The sequence below is a fragment of the Streptomyces hygroscopicus subsp. hygroscopicus genome, from assembly GCF_001553455.1.
Lineage (GTDB): Bacteria > Actinomycetota > Actinomycetes > Streptomycetales > Streptomycetaceae > Streptomyces > Streptomyces hygroscopicus.
The window spans coordinates 1-19,589 of sequence record NZ_BBOX01000159.1 but is presented as its reverse complement, the minus strand read 5'-3'; the positions used below and the strand labels follow the sequence as shown (position 1 = coordinate 19,589).

The 19,589-nt window shown below is 70.9% G+C and carries 12 protein-coding genes and 2 pseudogenes; all 14 read left to right on the top strand.

What is annotated here, in order from left to right; genetic code table 11:
* A pseudogene (locus tag AXW62_RS18100) lies at positions 1 to 249 on the top strand (hypothetical protein); the annotation flags it as partial.
* 4 nt (positions 250 to 253) lie between these two features.
* The gene (locus AXW62_RS46675) at positions 254 to 1,207 is read left to right on the top strand and encodes a Pvc16 family protein (RefSeq protein WP_060945444.1); all 954 of its coding nucleotides are present in this window, start codon (positions 254 to 256) and stop codon (positions 1,205 to 1,207) included.
* A gap of 35 nt (positions 1,208 to 1,242) precedes the next feature.
* Positions 1,243 to 3,360, top strand: a complete 2,118-nt coding sequence (locus AXW62_RS18090) for an ATP-binding protein (protein ID WP_060945445.1) — start codon at positions 1,243 to 1,245, stop codon at positions 3,358 to 3,360.
* Positions 3,351 to 3,644: a hypothetical protein gene (locus AXW62_RS18085; protein WP_060945443.1), complete on the top strand. Its 294-nt coding sequence runs from the start codon at positions 3,351 to 3,353 to the stop codon at positions 3,642 to 3,644. The genes AXW62_RS18090 and AXW62_RS18085 overlap by 10 nt, the downstream gene beginning before the upstream one ends.
* A complete protein-coding gene (locus AXW62_RS18080) occupies positions 3,641 to 10,315 on the top strand; it encodes an eCIS core domain-containing protein (RefSeq protein ID WP_252368644.1) in 6,675 nt (2,224 codons plus the stop codon). The genes AXW62_RS18085 and AXW62_RS18080 overlap by 4 nt, the downstream gene beginning before the upstream one ends.
* A gap of 23 nt (positions 10,316 to 10,338) precedes the next feature.
* Positions 10,339 to 11,037, top strand: a complete 699-nt coding sequence (locus AXW62_RS18075) for a hypothetical protein (RefSeq protein WP_060945442.1) — start codon at positions 10,339 to 10,341, stop codon at positions 11,035 to 11,037.
* Complete coding sequence (locus AXW62_RS18070) at positions 11,034 to 11,720, top strand: hypothetical protein (RefSeq protein ID WP_060945441.1); 687 nt, start codon at positions 11,034 to 11,036, stop codon at positions 11,718 to 11,720. The genes AXW62_RS18075 and AXW62_RS18070 overlap by 4 nt, the downstream gene beginning before the upstream one ends.
* A 6-nt stretch (positions 11,721 to 11,726) precedes the next feature.
* Positions 11,727 to 12,101, top strand: coding sequence for a LysM peptidoglycan-binding domain-containing protein (locus AXW62_RS18065; RefSeq protein ID WP_060945440.1), 375 nt, complete (start codon positions 11,727 to 11,729; stop codon positions 12,099 to 12,101).
* On the top strand, positions 12,091 to 13,230 hold the full coding sequence (locus AXW62_RS18060) for a hypothetical protein (protein ID WP_060945439.1): 1,140 nt from the start codon (positions 12,091 to 12,093) through the stop codon (positions 13,228 to 13,230). Before AXW62_RS18065 ends, AXW62_RS18060 begins: the two co-directional genes overlap by 11 nt.
* Before the next feature lie 70 nt (positions 13,231 to 13,300).
* Positions 13,301 to 13,834 carry a phage baseplate assembly protein V gene (locus AXW62_RS18055; protein ID WP_060945438.1) on the top strand — a complete coding sequence of 178 codons (534 nt, stop codon included), beginning with the start codon at positions 13,301 to 13,303 and terminating at the stop codon, positions 13,832 to 13,834.
* 62 nt (positions 13,835 to 13,896) lie between these two features.
* A complete protein-coding gene (locus AXW62_RS18050; RefSeq protein ID WP_060945437.1) occupies positions 13,897 to 14,244 on the top strand; it encodes a hypothetical protein in 348 nt (115 codons plus the stop codon).
* Positions 14,241 to 14,654 carry a GPW/gp25 family protein gene (locus AXW62_RS18045; protein ID WP_060945436.1) on the top strand — a complete coding sequence of 138 codons (414 nt, stop codon included), beginning with the start codon at positions 14,241 to 14,243 and terminating at the stop codon, positions 14,652 to 14,654. The genes AXW62_RS18050 and AXW62_RS18045 overlap by 4 nt, the downstream gene beginning before the upstream one ends.
* Entirely contained in the window at positions 14,651 to 17,860 is a 3,210-nt protein-coding gene (locus AXW62_RS18040) for a putative baseplate assembly protein (protein WP_060945435.1), read from the top strand. The genes AXW62_RS18045 and AXW62_RS18040 overlap by 4 nt, the downstream gene beginning before the upstream one ends.
* Positions 17,857 to 19,589: pseudogene (locus AXW62_RS18035) on the top strand (putative baseplate assembly protein); the annotation flags it as partial. The gene AXW62_RS18040 and the pseudogene AXW62_RS18035, both read left to right, overlap by 4 nt.

The following is a 19,589-nucleotide window of genomic DNA, read 5'->3' as shown; positions in this document are numbered from 1 at the left end:
GCCGTACCGCTGCCGCCCCGCGCGGCCGACCCGGGCATCGGCCGCGAGGCCGCACGGCTCCCCACCGGGCGCCGCCGGGCCCGGTCCGCCCAGCGCACGGTGCACGTCCAGATCGGTCGGCTGGAGGTCACCGCCGCCGCCCCGCCCGGCGCCGACCGCTCGACGGCCGCCCGCCCCGGACCGACGGGACGGCGCGCCCCCGCGCTGAGCCTGGACGACTACCTGGCACGCGGCGAGAGGAGGGACTGACCCCATGAGCAATGGACTCGCCTTCGCGACCGTCACCCAGGCCCTCGCGCTGCTGATCGCGAACAATCTGCGGCCCGAGATCGACATCGCGGTCACGGTGGACACCCGCAGGCCCCCGGCGGAGCCGCCCACCGAACCGACCATCAACGTCTTCCTCTACCAGGTCACCCCGAACGCCTCCATGCGCGCCACCGACCTGCCCACCCGGGCCTCGGACGGCACCCTCCTCAAGCGACCGGCCGCGGCGATGGACCTGCACTATCTGATCAGCGCGTACGGCGAGGAATCCGAACTCGTCGGGCAACGCCTGATCGGCAGCGTGGTGCGCATCCTGCACGAGATACCGGTGCTGCCGAAGGACGTGATCGAGGAGGCCGCCCGGCGCCCGTACCTGACGGGCAGCGACCTGGCCGAGTCGGTGCAGCGGGTGCGCTTCACCCCGACGCAGATGGACGTGGACGAGACCTCGAAGCTCTGGGGAATGCTCTACCAGACCCCGTACGTCCTGTCGGTCTGCTACCAGGGCTCGCTGGTCCTGGTCGAGGGCCGCGAACGGCCGGTCCCGGCGAAGCCGGTGGAACGGCACACGGTGCGGGCGGTGCCGTTCGGCGCGCCGGGGGCGCCGGAGCCACCCAACCGGCGAGGGACGGGCGAGGAGCCCGCCGAGGCGGAGGCGAATCCGGAGGCGTCGACGACCGCGTCGAGGAACGCGTCGAAGGGGGCGCCGACGGAGGCCGAGGCCCCGTCGCCCGCCCAGCCCGCCAAGAAGCGCCCCGCCGCCGCGAAGACGGCCGCGGCCAAAACCGCCAAGACCGCCAGGACCGCGAAGGCGGCGGCCACCAAGTCGGCCGCGGCCAAGACCACAAAGGCCGCCGCCAAGTCGGCCGCCTCGCCCACCCGCGTGCGCAAGGCCGCGCCCCGGCACGGCGGCGGTCGCGTCGAGGACACGGAGAGCTGAGGCACACGGTGGGGGAGAAGGGGGCGGACGAGACCATGGGCACGCGGAACGGCCGCGCATCGGCGGCCGACGAGGCTGGCGCGAGCGCGGACGCCATCGTGGCCGAGGACGGACAGGCCCTGGCCGCCGCCGTCCAGGCCGTACTGGCCCGCGTCGACGCCCACGCCCGCCGCGCCACCACCAACGGCTCCCGCCCCGCTGCCTCGGCCCCCCGCGATACCGTCACCGTCGACGGGCCGAACGCCACCCCCGCTCCACCGCACCACAGGGAAGACCACGAGCAACACCCCGCCACCGCACGCCCTCACCCCACCCCGAAGGCGATCCCCGGCCCGGCCACGCTCGACGCGCTCGCCGCCTGTTTCGGCCTCAGCACCTTCGAGCGCCAGCTCGTCCTGCTGGCGGCAGCCGCCGAACTGGACCCCACCGCCGCCGCCCGCTGTGCCGCCGCGAGCGGCGACCCGGCCCGTGCGTACCCCACCTTCTCGCTCGCCCTCGCCGCGCTCGACGAGCCGCACTGGAGCGCGCTCACCCCCGTGTCCCCGCTCCGCCGCTGGCGGCTGGTGGAGTTGGACGACGAGACTCGGCTCACCACTTCACGCCTCCGCGTGGACGAGCGCATCCTGCACTTCCTGGCCGGCTCGCCCTACCTGGACGCGCGTCTGCACGGCCTGCTGCGCCGTGCCCCCGTCCCTCCGACCCTGCCCCCTTCGTACGACCGGGCGGCGGACCGGGTGGCCGAGGGCTGGAGCGGGTCCCGCCCGGAGGCGCCGCTGCGCGTGGAACTCGTCGGCGGCGACCTGACCACCCGTACCGATATCGCCGCCGCGGCCGCCCGCCGTACCGGGCTCGCGCTGTACGTCATGGCCGCGGACGACGTCCCCACCGACGCCGCCGAGCGCGACCGCCTCGCCCGGCTCTGGCAGCGCGAGGCCGTGCTGCTGCCCGCCGCCCTCCTGCTGGAGGTCGGCGAGATGGACCGGGAGCAGACCGCCGCCACCGACGCGTTCATCGACGGCGCCGCCGTCCCCCTCGTCGTCTCCAGCCCCGACCCGCGCCATACCGGCCGCCCGCGCGGCGAGCGCATCACCGTGCCCGCACTGGACGACACCGAACAACTCGCCCTCTGGGCGGACGCCTTCGCCGACATCCCGCGGATCGAGGAGGCCCATCTGCGGTCGCTGGTCGCCCAGTTCCAGCTGCCGCCGCACATCATCCGCTCCGCGGCCGCCGCCGTACGCCGTGACCTCCCCGGCCCCGACCCGGACCCGGACCCGGACACGGCCCCACTGGACCCCACCGAACTCGCCTGGCGCGCCGGGCTCATCGAGGCACGCATCGGCCTGGACGAGCTGGGCCGGCGCATCGAACCCGAGGCCGCCTGGGACGATCTGGTCCTGCCCGACCACCAGTCCCGGATCCTGCGCGAGATCGTCGCCCACGTACGGCAGCGCGCCACCGTCCACCAGGAGTGGGGTTTCGCGGCGACGCTGCGCCGCGGCCTGGGCGTCACCGCCCTCTTCGCGGGCGGCTCCGGCACCGGCAAAACCCTCGCCGCCGAGGTGATGGCCAAGGAGCTGGGCCTGGACCTCTTCCTCATCGACCTCTCCCAGGTGGTCAGCAAATACATCGGCGAGACGGAGAAGAACCTGCGCAAGGTCTTCGACGCCGCCGAACGCGGCGGCGCACTGCTGCTCTTCGACGAGGCGGACGCGCTGTTCGGTAAGCGCAGCGAGGTCAAGGACAGCCACGACCGGTACGCCAACCTGGAGGTCAGCTATCTGCTGATGCGCATGGAGGCGTACCGGGGCCTGGCCATCCTCACCACCAACATGAAGAAGGCCCTCGACCCGGCCTTCATGCGCCGCATCCGCTTCGTCGTCGACTTCCCCTTCCCCGGAGAGAGCGAGCGCGCCGAGATCTGGCGCCGGGTGCTGCCCGACCGGGCGCCGGTGAAGGACATCGACCCCGAACGCCTCGCCCGGCTCACCGTGGCGGGCGGCTCCATCCGCAACATCGCGCTCTCCGGCGCCTTCCTCGCCGCCGAGGAGGGCGACCGCATCCAGATGCGCCACATGCTGGCGGCGGCGCGCACCGAGTACCAGAAGCTGGACCGTTCGCTCACCCCCTCGGAGGTCGCCGGATGGGTCTGAACGAGGAGCCGCGCACGGTCCGCGTGGACATCGGCGAGCTGGCGTTGTCGGGCTTCGACGCGCGAATCGACCTGGACCGGGTCGGGTTGGCATTCCAAACGGAGCTGACCCGCCTCATAGCGGAACGCGGCGTCCCCCTGGCGACGACCGGAGCCGACCGCGCCCTCGACATCGTGTCCGACCTGCCCCCGCTCCCCGCCACCACCTCCCCGGCCCGGTTGGGCGAGGCCCTGGCCCGCGCCGTGCACGCGGGCCTGGCCGGAAGGGGGCGGGAGAAGCCATGAGCAACGCACCGGCCACCACCCAGGACGACCGCGCGTCGGCCCAGTCCGCCAAGCGCCGCAAGCGCAAGGAGCGGACCGGCAAGGCCCGTACGCCCGAGCCCAAGGACATCGTCAGCGGCGCCGGACACCCGCTCGACCCGAGCGTCCGCCGCGACCTCGAGGAACGGCTCGGCCACGACCTCGGCCAGGTCCGCCTGCACACCGACCGCGACGCGGGCCGCCTCACCGAACTGCTGGGCGCGGACGCGGTGGCGGTCGGCCAGGACATCTTCTTCCGCGAGCACACCTACCGCCCCGGTACGACCGAGGGCCAACGCCTCCTCGCCCACGAACTCCTCCACACCATCCAGAACCCCCACGGCCTCGGCACCCTCCGCGCGGGCCGCGACCTGGGCGCGGTGAGCCTGCCGCAGCAGGCCGTCGAACGCGAGGCGGAGGACACGGCACAGGAACTCGTACGCGGCGGCCAACCGGAAACCCACCTGGACCCGGAGCAGTCCGCGACCCCGGGCTGGCTCCGCTACGCCACGGTCGACGCCGACCGCAACCGCATGGAGCAGCTCGACCCGGCGACCCTGGTCGACCACCTCGCGGGCAGCGTCCTCCGCTCCCTGCGCGGCGACCCCGAGGACCGCTCCAAGCGGACCCGTATGCAACTGGCGCGGATGCCGGACGAGGTGCAGGACGCCGTCCTCGACCGGCTGGAGACCAGGCTCCTCAGCTCCGAGCACGAGCGGGTGCTCGACTTCGTCGACGAGATCGAAGCGGACGACGACCTGGAGCGGGAGTCGCTGGACGCCCCGGACGTCGAGCCGGACCCGGTCGAGGAGTTGCTGTTCGAACGCGAGACGCAGCGGCGGAGGGCGGAGGAGCGCCGCGAGGAGGAGCGGCGCCCGGCACCCGCGCCGGGTCCGGAGAGGGACCAGCCCGCGGGGGAGGACGCGCCGGGCAGTACGCCGCAGAACGGCGGGGCCGCGCCCGGGAAGGAGGGCCAGGGCGGGAGCCAGGAGCAGCGGCCGGGCTCAAAAGAGGGGCGCGAGGGTGGGAGCCCCGCATCGGGCGGGAAGTCCGGCGGTTCGGCCTCGGCGGCTGCCCCTCGGCCCCAACCCCCGTCCCAACAGCCGTCCGGCGGTGCGCAGCAGGGGGGCGAGAAGAAGGCCGGGGGCTCCGAGAAGGGCAAGGAAGGAAGGGAAGCCAAGGCGGGGGAGGGGAAGGAAGGGCAGGAGCGGCAAGGCGTCGCGACGGCGAGCAAGGAGGAGTCGGCGGCCAAGAACCGCCCGGGCGCGGTCGATTCGCTCATAGCGGGTCAGCAGCTGAAGCAGCAGGACAAGCGGGGCGCGGACAAGCCCACCGGTTCGCCGATTACGTCCGGTAAGGACACTCAGTCGCCCGGCGCGCTCTCCACGCTCGACGGCGTACGCGCCCAGGATCTGGACGGCCCGGAGGAGCGGGCCGAGGAGGATCCGTTCGGCTCCGGCAGCGAGTCGGAGGTGGATGTCGGGGGCGGGGAGCAGAGCGCCTGGGACATCAAGCTCCAGCCGGAGGACTTCCTGCCGGCGCAGGACCTCGACGTGTCCGGGGTACCGACCGCGGACACGCTCGACCCCGCCTCGTCCGCCAACGCCCCCGTCCCGTCCTTCCCCGCCCCTCCGCTGACCAAGGCCGACACGGTGCAAGCCGAGCGGGACGCGGAGGACGCCGAGGACGAGGCGGAGGACGCCGAACCCGAGGGGGACGCCGCGGACTCGGCCGCCGACGCCGAGCCGTCGGCGGAGGCGGACGACGGCGTGGCGGACGCAGGCGGCGGGCTCGGCGGTCTCGCCGTGGAGCAGGCCGCCGAGAGCCGACCGGGACCGGCCGTGACCCGCGACCCGAAGAGCGGCGCCGACCCCAAGGACGGGCCCGTCGTCGCCCAGACGACGGTGCAGGAGGCCGCGGGCAGGTCGGAGAACGGCAGCGAGGCCACCGAACAGGCCGCGAAGGAGGAGAAGGGCACTTCCGCGGCGGGCGACGCGTCCGGCGGGGCGCGGGAGAAGGCGTCCCCGCAGGCGGTGGGCGGTCAGGCGGCGCAGGAGCCCGCGGCCAAGGAGGAACAGAAGAAGGCGGACGCGGCGCCGGCGGCCAAGAGCGCACCCACCGCGGACGCCCAGTCCCCCTCACCCGCGCGGGACACCCAGGTCACGGGTGGGTCCAACGCGGATACGCCCGGCGGGGCGAGCAGCGGGGCGCAGAGCGGACAGAGCGGGCAGGGCGCGTCGGCGGAGCGTACGGAGGCCCCGGCGGCGGAGTCGGCGCCGACCGCCCCGGAACCGAAGAAGTCCGCCGAGCCCGAGCAGTCCGCCCGGCCCGCGGCCGCACCCCCGAAGGAGACACCGGCACCCAAGGCCGCCTCGGGAGCGAAGGCCGCAGCGCCCCCGTCGGCACCGTCCGCCAGGACACCAGGCGACGGCGGTGGCACGGGAGGCTCAGGAACGGCTGGTGGTGGCGGCAGGGCATCCGCCCCGGCCAAGGGCAGGAAGAAGGACTCCGGGCCGGCCCCGAACTTCTCCCAGGTGTCCCCGGAAGCGGGCCTGTCCACTGCCTCGAAGCTCAAGCCCCATGTGGCGCTCCAGGCCATGACCGGTGTGAGCGGTTCGGTGGACCGTACCGTCGGCGACGAACACAAGGCGCTCGCCGCCGCCCCGCCCTCGATGCAGCGTCCGGCGGGCGCCCCGCAGACCCTCCAGGGCAAGCCGAAGACCGACGCCCCGGCCCAGTACTCGCAGGATCCGGCCCAGAAGTCCGAGGCCCCGGAGAAGGAGGACGCCAAGGTCACGGGCGCCAAGGAGCCCGAGGGCCAGATCGAGGCGGAGAAGGCCGAGGAGCCGGGCGGCTGGGACACCTTCAAGATGGCCCTGGGCTTCATCGGCGGCAAGATCGTGAACGGGGTCGCGAGCCTCTTCGGCGCCGACAAGCCCGTGGTGGACCCGCAGGCGCTGGCCGCGAAGTTCGCCGGGCTGCCGACCAAGGACGAGGCGCTGAAGCAGGCACAGGCGGGTAACGCGCCGGGCGTGCAGATGCGGGGTGCCGCCGACCAGACGGCCGGTGAGCAGGGCTCGGCCGTGGACACCAAGGGCCAGGAGACCGTCGCGACGGGCCGCGACGACGCGGGCCGGGGGATGGGCGAGGACCAGGTCTATCCGGACGCTCCCAAGGAGCAGATGGAGGCGAAGGTCCCAGGCCAGCAGGGCGGCGGGGGCAGCGGTGCGCCCGGGGGCGGTGCGGCGACGGGTGCCGTGCCTCCCGAGGCCGCGTCGGAGGTGGCCGAGCACGAACGCGGACCGCAGTTCCAGGCGGCGTTCACCGACGGCCAGAAGAGCATGTCCGAGGGGCGGCAGACCAAGGACCGCGACTTCCGGGACGGCCAGCAGAAGCACAAGCAGCAGGTCAACGCGGAGATCGCGACCAACACCAAGAATCAGGCGAGCGAGCGTCAGAGGGCGATGACGGAGGTCACCGCCAAGCGTGCGGACTGGCGCGCGGAGCAGGACAAGGAGCTCCAGTCGCTCGGCGACAAGAAGACCGAGCGCCACGAGAAGATCCGCAAGGACGTCAAGGAAAAGGAAGAGCAGACCGACAAGGACGTCGACAAGGAGAAGGACGACAGCGACAAGAAGATCCAGGACAAGAGCGACCAAGCCGAGCGGGATGCCGAGAAGAAGCGCGACGCGAGCGTCAACGAGTCGGGCAACTGGGTCAGCAAGGCTTTCGACTGGATCAAAGACAAAGTCATCGAGATCAAGAACGCGATCGTCCGCGTCATCCGGGAGGCGCGGGACGCGGTCGTCGGTTTCATCAAGAACTTCAAGGAGACCGTCGAACGCTGGATCAACGACGCTCGCAAGGCCATCGTTGACGCGATCAAGAACTTCATCAATGACCTGATCGAGTTCGCCAAGGCGATGGTGCGGGCCGTCATCGACCTGGCCAAGCGCATCCGGAACGTCATCACGGGGCTCATCGAGGCGGCGATCGCCCTCGTCAACAAGCTCGCCACCATGCTCAAGCAGGCCATCACCGGCCTGCTGAACGCCCTCGGCAAGCTGCTGAGCAGCATCCTGGACGTCCTGAAGAAAATGCTGCTGGACGTGGTCAAGGCCGTCGTGGACGCGGTCAAGGCGGTCCTGGACTTCGCCTCCAAGATGCTGGGCGCGCTCGGGGAGTTCATGCTTATCGCGGTCGACTTCCTCTCCGACCCCGGCGGCTGGCTGAGCGGGGCGAAGAACTCGGCGGTGGACGGTGCGAAGAACCACCTGTTCCGCGAGGTGAAGTCGGCCGTTAAGGAGTGGTTCCAGTCCAAGATCCAGGAAATCATCGGCGTCCCCAAGGCCATCCTGGACAGGCTGCTCAAGGGCGGCTTCACGCTGGAGCAGATCGTCAAGGAGACGTGGGACGCGATCGTCCCTCAACTCCCCTTCATCATCGGCGAAATCGTCATCACGAAGGTCATCGCGAAGCTGATCCCGGGGGCGGGCTGGGTGATGGCCGTCATCGACGCCATCCGGACGGCCATCGGCGCGCTCGGCGCGATCCTGCGCGCGGTGGGCGCGGTCCTCGACTGGCTGAAGCTCGTCCGCATGGGCGGCGCGGGAATCCTCTTCGCGAAGGCGGTCGCGGCGGGCATCGTGGCACTCCTCGAATTGGCCTACCAGGCGCTGCTGTCGGGGATCGGCAAGTACGTCGCGAAGGTGGGTCGGCGCTTCAAGGCCATCGCGGCGAAGCTGGGCCGGGGCAAGGGCGGCAAGGGCGGAGCGGGAGGGAAGGGCGGTGCGGACGGGGAGGGTGCGGACGGTCGGGGCGGCAAGCCGAAGCCCGACGAAAAGCCCGAACAACCGACCTCACCGAAGACAACGACGCGCCCGACGCCAACGGCGACGGCGACGAAGCCGGGCGCCGAACCGACGCCCAAGAAGCCCACAACGCAGCCACAGACCAAACCAACGAAGGCCGATGCCCCCGGCAGGCCCAAGACAACACCAGGCACCAAGACCCCAGCCCCGACCACGAAGGACAAAAACGGCAAGCCCAAGCCCGAGGAAGACCGCCCGGACACCCGCCCAACTCCGTCCCCGAAACCCAAGCCCAAGCCGGAACCCCCGGCCAAGCCCAAGCCCGAACCGCAGACAAAGCCCAACCCCAAGGACGACAAAACCCCGGGCGCCCCCAAGGACGACAAGGCCCCCGAGAACAGCCCGAAGAACGACGGCAAGCCCTCGACCAAGGACCCCAAGGACCAGGACCCCACCAAGCCCAAGCCCGACAAGGACGACCCGAAGAAGCCCAAGCCCGACAAGGACGGCGACAAGCCCACCAGGCCGAAGGAAGGCGACGGCAAGAAGCCCAAGCAGGACAAGGACGGCGACAAGCCGGGCAGCCGAAAGCCCAAACCCGACAAGGACGGCCCCGGCAGGCGGCCAAACAAGAAGGGCCCCAACAACCGCAAGTCCCACCCCGGCAAGAGCGGCCCGGGCAGGCCCAAGTCCAAGCCGGACAAGGACAGGCATAAGAAGGAGGAAGAAAAGTCCAAGGACGAGAGGCTGGACGAGATTGTCAGGCGCATCCGCCGAATCCTGAGGAAGCGCCTTGAGCCAGGAATGCCGCAGACGGCTCATCTGCAGATGCTTGCCGCCTTTCGGCAATATTACCGGCTTACGAGCCTGAGCAAGGAAGGGAAGCCCAAGTTCAAGATCAGAGCAACCCTCAATCCTGAAGAGGACGTACTCAATGGATTCTCGGAGGAGATGAATGATTACCTGAACGAACACAGCCTGCCGGACCCAGAAATCACCCCTCAGCCGAGGATGGGTACGCGTCCGGGGCAGGAAACCGAGGCGCAATATGTGAACGCAGAATGGGCTGGCAGGAACGGGCAGGCCCCCAGTGGGCAGTACACCGAAGGCTGGACATATGTGGACGACCATGTCCTCAACGGCCCCGGAAAGCCTCAGTGGGATCGAATGCACCTCATTCCCAGGCAGCTTGGAGGGCCCGCCAAGACGTCGAACTTCGTGCCAGCACTCAACTCGATCAATGGACCATTCTATGACAGCTTCGAGAAGTTTGCGGCCATGACGTTCGGTTCGATAAACAAAAACCGGGAGAATGTGGGTTGGTATAAGGTGCGCTTGGTGCGCTGGGAGGGAAGCTCCCCGTATAGTTATCCGGGGAGAAAGGTTGCCCCGGAAAGATATGCTCCGGGAGAATATCCACCTGGATTCCCCAAGACTTTTACGGCATCGTGGGGCCTATATGGCAGAAAGCCGGGCGCAGACGGAAGAAATCGTCCCGACTGGGATAAGTTCGATGCGATCACCAGTGTCACTCTGCCCATTCCCGCACCGCCCGTGCCCGGCAGTAGGCCGGCTCCAGTCAATATCAACACCGCGAGCGAGCGTGAGCTGAAATCGGCTCTGCGAGAGACGCCCAATTTCATCGAAGCAGTCCAGGAAGTGAGGGACTCGGAATACGTCAAAGGGCTCCCACATCGTTCGCAACCCTTTAGTGACATCGCAGACATGCACAATAAGCTGAAAAAATGGCGATCGTCCAAGGGTATGCCCTTGTATACGCTTGATGAGGCGATGGAGCGGGTCGAAGAGCGCTACAGGGCAGGGCACTTCACATTTTCTTAGGCAGCAAGGCGAGGAGGAGAACAATGTCATCGCTTACGCGGAACGAGCAGTTGCATCTGGACTCTCTCAGGGAAATTGAAAATTGCCCCCTTGTGGAATCGCAGTGCAGTGGCGCAGACCTCGATAGGTCGCTCTCCAGCATTCTGCCGGAGGAATACGATGAATCATGGGAGGGCGTGCGCTTCAGTGAGAGTATGCTGGGCTGCTATCTACGGTTCTATGAGCTCGGTGCCGCGTGGAGAACCGTCGAAGATCTACCGGATGTCAAGGGCGAGTTCAGTCTCGTCAACTTTCATGACGCGCTTCAGGTCGGCGATCCCGGAGCAGGAAGAGCGAAAACAGACTTTCATCGCGAATTCTTGTCGCAGCTCTGCCCCGTTGATCGAACTCCCAGGTTCGGCGCGGGAATGCAGACTTACATCCGTCTGCAGGCGGATGTCGATGAACTTGAACTCTGGTACAGCGATATCGCAGACATTGAGCAGCCATCTTACCCGTCGGGATTCATTAAGCTGGACATCGGTTACTGTGAATATCTCAAAATGCTGCTCCTTACCAAGGGGGCATACGGCTGGCAGTATTTGTTCGCGGGCATCTCGCTGAGCAGGGGGGACTTTTCGGAGAGTATAAACAACCTCAAGAACATGCTCCAGGTGTTTCCGGAGCTCTTTCCGGGCCGCGACTATTCTTCCCTTCGTACCCGCTTGGAGGCCCGCCTGTGACCCGCTACGCCGACATCCCCAAGCCCATCCGTTCCGGGATCGTCCTCGTCGACCCCGAGCGGGGGACGCCGCAGCGCATCATCGTGTTGCAGTTCAATCCGGACACGCTGGAGCGGTCATTGGCTCCCCAGTCCGCCGGCGACCAAGCCGACAGCGGCGGAGGTGGCAGTGGAAGCGGGGACAAAAATGAAGCCCTCCGTCTCAAGGGCCCCGCCCAGGAGACGTGGAAGTTCACGGCGGAGATCGACGCGACCGATCAGTTCGAGGTGGCCGCGCCCGACGGGATACACCCGCAGCTCGCGACGCTCGAAATGCTCGTACAGCCGACCACCGCCAAGTTACGAGAGGCGATGCGGCTGTCCAAGAAGGGGACCATCGAGATCAGCCCCATCGAGATGCCGCTGACCCTCTTCACCTGGGGGAGCAAGCGGGTCATGCCGGTCCGCATCACCGAACTGTCCATCAATGAATCGGCGTTCGACGTCAACCTCAACCCCCTCCGCGCCTCCCTCAGCATCGGGCTGAAGGTGCTCACCGTCAGCGACCTGCCCGCCGGCCACCGGGGCGCAGAGCTCTATCTCGCGCATCTCGCGCAGAAGGAGCGGCTCGCGGCGGCGGCGCGCGGCGGGGCGCTCAGCGCGTTGGGGTTGAACAGCGGGGACATCGGGCTGGGGAGGGTGTAACAACAGATGGCAGAGCCACAGCCGTACGAAAGCGCGCTCGACGCGATTCCGGGGGCGCACCCCTACCCCCGCTCCAGCCGTTACCACGACGCCGAGATCGGCATCCACACCCAGCCCGACGGGATCCCCGTGCGGTATGCCAAGCGGCGGTTGCTTCCGCCGCTCAGCGCAGACACCGACGAAACACGCACCCACACCGTCAGCAGCGGCGAGCGCCCCGACCACCTCGGCCAGCGCTACTTCGGGGACCCCGCCGCCTGGTGGCGGATCGCCGACGCCAATCCCGTTCTCGACCCCCGTGAGCTGACCGCCGAACCCGGGCACGACATAGCGATCCCCGATGGGTTCCCGGGAGGAGGTGGTGGGGGCCATGGCCGATGAGCCTGTCGGGCAGGGGCCCATTCACCTCGAATTACGGATGGGGCCCAAGCTCACCCGCCCGGTGCCCCCCGAGGTCACCGAGGCGCTGCTGTCCGCGCAGATCACCGCCACCGCGGGCGAACGCAGCGGCTTCCAGATGGCGTTCGACCTCACCAAAAAGGGCGCGATCATCGATCGGCTGCTCCCCGAGGGGTTCTTCGACCCCCGCACCCGTGTCATTGTCACGGCCGCCGTCAAGGGCACCCCGATCGTCCTTCTCGACGGGCTCATCGTGCGCCACGAGGTGGGGGCCAGCAATCAGCCGGGGCAGACGACCCTCACCGTCACCGGTGAGGACCTCACCCTCCTCATGGACCTCGAAGAGCGGACCGACCGCTATCCCAACCTCCCGCCCTTCAAGCGCGTCGGCCGCATCCTCTCCAGGTACGCGGACTATGGGATCGAGGCCCACGTCATCGAGGAGAAGATCCTCCAGCCGCCCAACGCACAGCGCCGCGTCGACTACCAGACCGGCACCGACCTCCAGTACGTCACCGATCTCGCCCAGGCCAACGGCTATGTGTTCTACCTCGTCCCCGGCCCCTTCCCCGAGGTCTCCACGGCCTATTGGGGCCCGGAGAAGCGCATAGGGACGCCCCAGCACGCCCTCACCGTCAACATGGACGTCAACTCCACCGTCGACCAGCTGACGTTCGCCTACGACGGGACCGCCCGCGAGGAGCCCCAGGCCCGCGTGCAGGACCCGGCCACCCGCACCGCCACCCTCCTCGCCCAGCCCGATATCGGCCCCCTCCGTCCGCCCCTCGGCAAACGCGCCACCCCCGCCCTCAAGCGCAAGACGCTGTCCGGCACCGCCAAGAAGGACCGGGCGCAGGCCGAGGCCGAGGCGCTGGCGAGGGCCGCCACCACCGCCGACGCCATCTCCGGTTCCGGCTCGCTCGACGTCAACCGGCACGGGTACATCCTCCAGCCGCGCCAGCTCGTCGGTGTCCGGGGCGCCGGGGTCACGTACGACGGGGACTACTACGTCAAATCCGTCACCCACACGCTCCGGCCCGGCTCGTTCCAGCAGAACTTCACGCTCACCCGCGAAGGGCTGATCGCCCGGAGCGACACCGTTCGGCCCTAAGCCTCAGTGACACCGTTCGGCCCCAAGTCCTCAGCGACACCGTTCGGCCCCAAGCCCTCAAGGAGCCCCTATGGCGGCCACGTCCAACAACCGCTTCCTCGGCAAGTTCCGGGGCCGGGTGCGGGACAACCAGGACCCGCTCGGAATCGGCCGGATCACCGTCGAGGTGCCCGATGTCCTCGGCGATGAGCCGTCGACCTGGGCCATGCCCTGCTTCCCCTTCACCGGGGAACAGCAGCGGCCCGCCGGGCACTACGTGGTGCCGTCCGTCGGGGCCGGGGTGTGGGTGGAGTTCGAACAGGGCGACCCCAGCTTCCCCATCTGGACGGGGTGCTGGTTCGGCGCGCGGGAGCAGCTGCCGGAGGACGCGCGGTCCGATCCGGCCACCGCGCATCCCGTCGTCATCCAGACACCGGGCAAGCACAAGATCGTGATGTCCGACGTACCGGCCGAGGGAATTCTGCTCCAGGCCCCCGGCGGCGCGTCCATACGGATCGACGCGACCGGAGTGCACATCGACAACGGCCAGGGGGCTTCCGTCTCCCTCGTCGGAGACCAAGTCGATCTCAACCAGGGCCGGTTGACCGTGCCCAAGAAGCGATAGCCACAAGAAGCGATGGCCACAAGAAAGCGATAGTCAGCAGCCAACGGGGAGGGACCATCGACGTGTCCGGGAATTCCGGGAACCTCGTCAGCCATACCGCCGTGATCAGTTGCCCGCACGGCGGACGCGTACAGGCGGCATCCGGTGCGTCGTCGTCCGGTGTGCGGCTCGACGGGCAGCCCGTGCCGACCGCCGACGACGTCTTCACGGTCGTCGGCTGCCCGCACACCGTCGACCGCGTCCCGCTGCCGTGCACCACCGCCCGGTGGACCCCGGACCGCGACTCGGTGCTGATCGACGGCGTGCCCGTCCTGCTCGACACCTCCTCGGCACAGTGCTTCAGCGCGGGGCTCGTGCCGCAGGGGCCACCCGTCGTCTCCGCCGCGCGGCAAGGGGTGAGGTGCGGATGAGGACACCGACAGACAGGACACGGACCGGCAGGACACACACCGTACGGACCGATATCGCCTTCCCGTTCCGGATCGACCGGCGCGGGCGCACCGCGCACGCCGACCACGACGACCACATTTGCGATCTCATCGAGCAGTTGCTGTTCACCAGCCCCGGCGAACGCGTGATGCGGCCCGACTTCGGCTGCGGGCTGCTCGACCTCGTCTTCACGCCCAACAGCCCCGAACTGGCCTCCGCCGTCGAGCTGTCCGTGCAGGCGTCGTTGCAGCGCTGGCTCGGTGAGCTGATCGAAGTGGAGTCCCTGGACGTGGTCAGCGAGGAGAACGTGGTACGCGTCCATTTGCGGTACGTGGTGCGCGCCACCGCCAGTCGCCGCGACGAGGTGTTCGAGGGAAGGGGCGCCGCATGAGCACCGCGTCACGGCGCGATCGCGTCAGGGCCGCCCACCTCAACGGGGTGGACGCCGTCGAGGTCGGCGACGACGGCGTCACCCTCACCGTCACCTTCCTCGGCAAGGCCCCGCACGGACTGGGTCCGGAGAACGTACGCGTCGACGGCGGCCGCCGGATCACCGGTATCGAGGTGGTGGAGGTCGCGGTCGAGCGCGAGGAGGACCCCGAGCTCGACGACAAGCTGTACGTCACCCTCGACCGGGCCGGGGACACCTCCGCCTACCGCCTCTCCGTCGTCGACACCGACCCCTACGGGCGGCCCGGCACCGAGCCCTTCCCCGGCTTCGACCAGCGGTACCACCACGCGGAGTTCCGCTTCCGGCCCGACTGCCCCACCCCCTTCGACTGCAAGGACGAGACCCCAGACCTCCCGACCACCTTCCGCCCCGCCCCCGTCCTCGACTACACCGCCCGCGACTACGACACCCTCCGCCAGGTGGTCCTGGACCGGCTCCGCCTCACCACCCCCGGCTGGGTCGAGCGCAACGCCGCCGACCTCGGCACCACCCTGGTCGATCTCCTCGCGTACACCGCCGACCAGATCAGCTACCAGCAGGACGCGGTGGCCACCGAGGCGTACCTCGACACCGCCCGCCGCCGGGTGTCCGTACGCCGCCACGTGCGGCTTATCGACTATCCGATGCACGACGGCTGCAACGCCCGCGCCTTCGTCACCGTGCACGCCGTCGAGCCCCTGACCCTGCGCCCGGGGGAGTACCGCTTCGCCGCCGTCGACGTCCGTACGCGCGGCCCGCTGGACCGCACGGACGTCGGGGCCGTGCTGGACGACCGGGAGCTGGCCGTGCTCGCTGAGCGCGGATCGGTGGAGGTGTTCGAGCCCGTCGTCACCGATCGCCCCCTCCACCTGCGGCCGGAACACCACCGCATCCGCCTGTGGACCTGGGGCGGGGAGGTGTGCTCCCTGCCCGTGGGCGCCACCTCCGCCACGCTCCGCGACGAGTGGGCCGACGAGGAGTGCGCGACCCGCCGGCTGGCCCTGCGCCCCGGCGATCTGCTGCTCTTCGAGGAGGTGCTGGGGCCGCGCACCGGGACACCCGGCGACGGTGACCCCTCCCACCGGCAGGCCGTGCGGCTCACCTCGGTCACCCCCGCCGTCGACCGGCTCGCCGGACAGCCGGTGCTGGAGGTCACCTGGGCGCGCGAGGACGCGCTGGCGTTCCCGCTGTGCCTGGCCACCCGGGGCGGTCCGGACTGCGCGCCGGTCGAGGACGTGAGCGTGGCGCGCGGCAATGTGGTGCTGGTCGACCACGGGCGCTCGCTGACCTTCTGCCGCGGCACACCGGAGACGTTCACCGTGCCGCCCGTCCCCGCCGTCGTCGGCTCCTGCGCGCCCCCCGCCTTCGGCTGCTTCGACCGGGGCGCCGGGAACGCGCCCGCGCGGCTCATCGGCTCCCTGCTGGACCGGGCCCGCCACGGGCGGCAGCTGACCCCCGACGACGTACGGGAGCTGTTCGCCACCGTCGGCCCGGAGGCGACCGGCCGGGCCGGAATCGGGCTGGAGCCGGCCGGGATCGGCCTGGAGCCGGCCGGGCAGCGGCGCGAGAAGGTGGTGCCCGGCACCGCGTACGCCCAGACCGAGGCGTTGCGGACGCTTCTCGCCCAGTCCGTCTACCCGGGGATCGTGCCGCGCTTCCGGCCCGTACTGCACCAGGCGCCCGTCACTCAGGCCGTGCCCTTCCCCGACCCGCGCCACATCGCGGCCGGGCAGGCCGAGCACCTGGCCGCCATCCCGGGGCGGGTACGGCAGCGGCTGACAGAGCTGTGGCGCAGCGCCCGCGCCCGCGACCGCCTCTCGGACGAGGAGATCGCCGAACTCACCGTGCTGTTCGGGCCGCGGGTGCCGGCGCGCCTGGAACTGGCCCGCCACCCGGTCCGGGCGCTGCGCGAACTGCTGCACCGCTCCGGCCGGCTGCTGGACACCAAGCTGCGGCGCCTGGAGACGCTCACCGCGCGGGCCCGCGCGGGCACCGTCCTGGACGGTCGCATCGCCTGGGAGATCGCCCACAGTTGGGGCCGGGCCTACGCCGCCGGGCTGCGCCCCGAGGATCCGGTGCTGCACGGCCCGGCCGCCGCGCTCGTCCAGGATCCACGGGCCGCGCTGCCCGCCGTGACGATCGAGGACGGCGAGGAGACCTGGACACCGCGCCGCGACCTGCTGGACTCCCGCCCCCGCGACCGCCACTTCGTCGGCGAGCTGGAGGACGACGGGCGGCTCGCGCTGCGCTTCGGCGACGGCCGCTACGGCGCGAAGCCGAAGCCCGGGGCGCGGCTCGCGGTCCACTACCGGGTGGGCGGCGGCACGGCGGGCAATGTCGGCGCCGAGGCCATCAACCACCTGGTGCTGTGCCGGGATCCGGAAAGTTCGGGGGAGGCCGCCACCGGGCGGCCGATGCCCGTGGCCGGGGTGCGCAATCCGCTGCCCGCCGTCGGCGGCACCGAGCCTGAACCGCTGGAGCAGGTGCGTCAGCTCGCCCCGCTCGACCTGAAGCGCACCCGGCACCGGGCCATCACCGCCGAGGACTACGCGGCGCTGGCCTCCGCGCTGCCCGGTGTGCAGCGCGCGGCAGCGGAGATCCGCTGGACCGGCAGCGTGCGGGAGGCCCACGTCGCCATCGACGCCTACGGGACCGGGACACCGTCCCCCGCCCTCCTCGACGCGGTCGCGCACGCCCTGGAGGGCTACCGCTGGATCGGGCACGACCTGGTGGTCGGCCCGGCCCGCGCGGTACCGCTGGACATCGCGGTCGCGGTGTGCGCCGCGCCCGGACACCAGCACGGGCAGATCCTCGCCGACCTGTACCGGGCGCTGGGCAACCGCCGGCTGCCCGGCGGGCGGCCCGGCTTCTTCCACCCCGACGCGCTGACCTTCGGCGAACCGGTGCGGCTCAGCCGCCTGGTGGCCGTCGCCGCCGCGGTCCCGGGAGTGATGAGCGTCGAGGTCACCCGGCTGCGACGGCTGTGGCACGAAGGGCTGGAGGGCCCGAAGGAGCCCGATGACGGCACCTCGTACGAGACGTCACACGGCGAGGCACTGGAGGAGGGCATCCTGCGCATCGGCCCCCTGGAGATCGCCCAATGCGACAACGACCCCGACCGGCCCGAGAACGGCCGTCTGGTCATCGAGCTGAAGGGGGACCGATGAACGACCGCCCCGATCACCGCACCGCCTGTGGTTGCGGGTGCGGCGGCCACGACGAGCGCCGGGCCGCCCCCGGCGTCCCGCACAACCCGCCCGGCCGCACCGCCCTGGACTACCGCGTCGGCGACCACGCCTCCTTCCTGGCCGCGATGCTCGACCGGCTGGCCTCGCCCGCCTACCCCGCGCTGCGCGGCCTGACCGTCCGCACCCCGGACGACCCGGCCATCGGGCTGCTGGACGCCTGGGCGGCCTTGAGCGACCTGCTGACCTTCCACTCCGAGCGGATCGCCGACGAGGGCTATCTGCGCACCGCCCACGACCCCCGCTCGCTCGCCCTCCTGGGGCGGCTGGTGGGGCATGTGCCCCGGCCGGGCGTGGCGGCCGACACCCACCTCGCCTACACCCTGGACCGGGATCCGCGCGCCGAGGACGTGGTGGTGACGATTCCGCGCGGGGCCATCAGCCACAGCGTCCCGGCCGCCTCCGACGAGGAGTCGCAGACCTTTGAGACGAGCGAGGATCTGACGGCCCGCTGGGCGTGGAACGAACTGGCGGTGCGCCGCCGCCGGCCCGCCCTGATCGGCCCCGACGACCTGCGGCGCCGCTCCGAGTTGCTGGTGTCCGGGACCTCGCTCGGGCTGACCGTGGGCGACAAGCTGCTTTTCGTCTTCGGCGGAACGGCCGAGTCCGGGGGCGGTGGCCAGAAGCTGCTGCTGCCGGTGGCGCGGGTGACCGTCGACCGCGACGAGGACGTGACCGCGGTCGGGCTGCCGCAGTCCGCCCCGCCGTCGCTCAAGGAGCTGGTGGACGCGGTACGACGGTGGATCACCGACCCGGAGGCGGACGAGGACCCGGACGACCGGGGGGACGCCGAGCCCACGCCGGACCACCCCGGTCCGCGCCCCGTCAGCCGCCTGATCGAGGAATTCGACGCGCAGGTCCTGGCGCCGCTGCGGGGCGACCTGGACGGGATCACCACGCCCGTGCAGCTCGCCCGGCGGCTCGCCGAACCGCATGACCGGCTGGCCGAGGCGCAGGTGCTGGCGGCCCCGTACGAGGAGGTCGTCGCCTGGTTCGAGCGGCTGGCGGCGGTGATCCGCGAACTGCGCGAGCGGGCGGGGGAGTTGGACACCACCGGGCCCGGCGAGGTGCGGCTGCGGTCCCAGCTCACCGAGGACCGGCCCGTGGCCGACAGCGCCGCCGAAGCCTACGACCCCGCCACCGGAACCCACGGCACCGCCACCGGGCCCGTCCACGGCACCGCCACTGCGGCCGCCCACGGCACCGCCGCCATGCGCGCGCTCGGCGCCGTCCTGCCCGCCCTGCGCACCCGCGTCGCCGGGCCCCCGTCCGGGGCCCGCGCCACGGCGGCGCACGACCCGCGGCGGCTGTTCGGGCCGGGCTCCGATCTGGCCGCCGGGCTGCTGTCCGCCCTCGATCCGCGGGTGGCGAGCGGGATGTACCCGGCGTGGCGGCGGGCCGCCCCGGCCGCCACCGCCCCGCCGGGCGCCGTCCCGCTGCTGCGCGAGCTGCTGGCGATGCGGGTGACGGCCGCGCCGTTCGGCGCGACGGCCCCGCTCAAGCCCGTCCAGGACGACCGGGGCCGGGTCATCCGGCAGACCGACTGGCCGCTGACCGGAGGGGAGCTGACCGCCGTACGGATCGTCTACGACACGGCGGGCAAGGGGCCGGGGAAAGCGAGTTCCAGCACATCGAGACCGGGACGTCCTGG

Bases quoted from the DNA above. Each gene is read 5' to 3' on its own strand.
- AXW62_RS46675 (WP_060945444.1), top strand. From the start codon at position 254: ATGAGCAATGGACTCGCCTTCGCGACCGTCACCCAGGCCCTCGCGCTG.
- AXW62_RS18090 (WP_060945445.1), top strand. From the start codon at position 1,243: ATGGGCACGCGGAACGGCCGCGCATCGGCGGCCGACGAGGCTGGCGCG.
- AXW62_RS18085 (WP_060945443.1), top strand. From the start codon at position 3,351: ATGGGTCTGAACGAGGAGCCGCGCACGGTCCGCGTGGACATCGGCGAG.
- AXW62_RS18080 (WP_252368644.1), top strand. From the start codon at position 3,641: ATGAGCAACGCACCGGCCACCACCCAGGACGACCGCGCGTCGGCCCAG.
- AXW62_RS18075 (WP_060945442.1), top strand. From the start codon at position 10,339: ATGTCATCGCTTACGCGGAACGAGCAGTTGCATCTGGACTCTCTCAGG.
- AXW62_RS18065 (WP_060945440.1), top strand. From the start codon at position 11,727: ATGGCAGAGCCACAGCCGTACGAAAGCGCGCTCGACGCGATTCCGGGG.
- AXW62_RS18060 (WP_060945439.1), top strand. From the start codon at position 12,091: ATGGCCGATGAGCCTGTCGGGCAGGGGCCCATTCACCTCGAATTACGG.
- AXW62_RS18055 (WP_060945438.1), top strand. From the start codon at position 13,301: ATGGCGGCCACGTCCAACAACCGCTTCCTCGGCAAGTTCCGGGGCCGG.
- AXW62_RS18045 (WP_060945436.1), top strand. From the start codon at position 14,241: ATGAGGACACCGACAGACAGGACACGGACCGGCAGGACACACACCGTA.
- AXW62_RS18040 (WP_060945435.1), top strand. From the start codon at position 14,651: ATGAGCACCGCGTCACGGCGCGATCGCGTCAGGGCCGCCCACCTCAAC.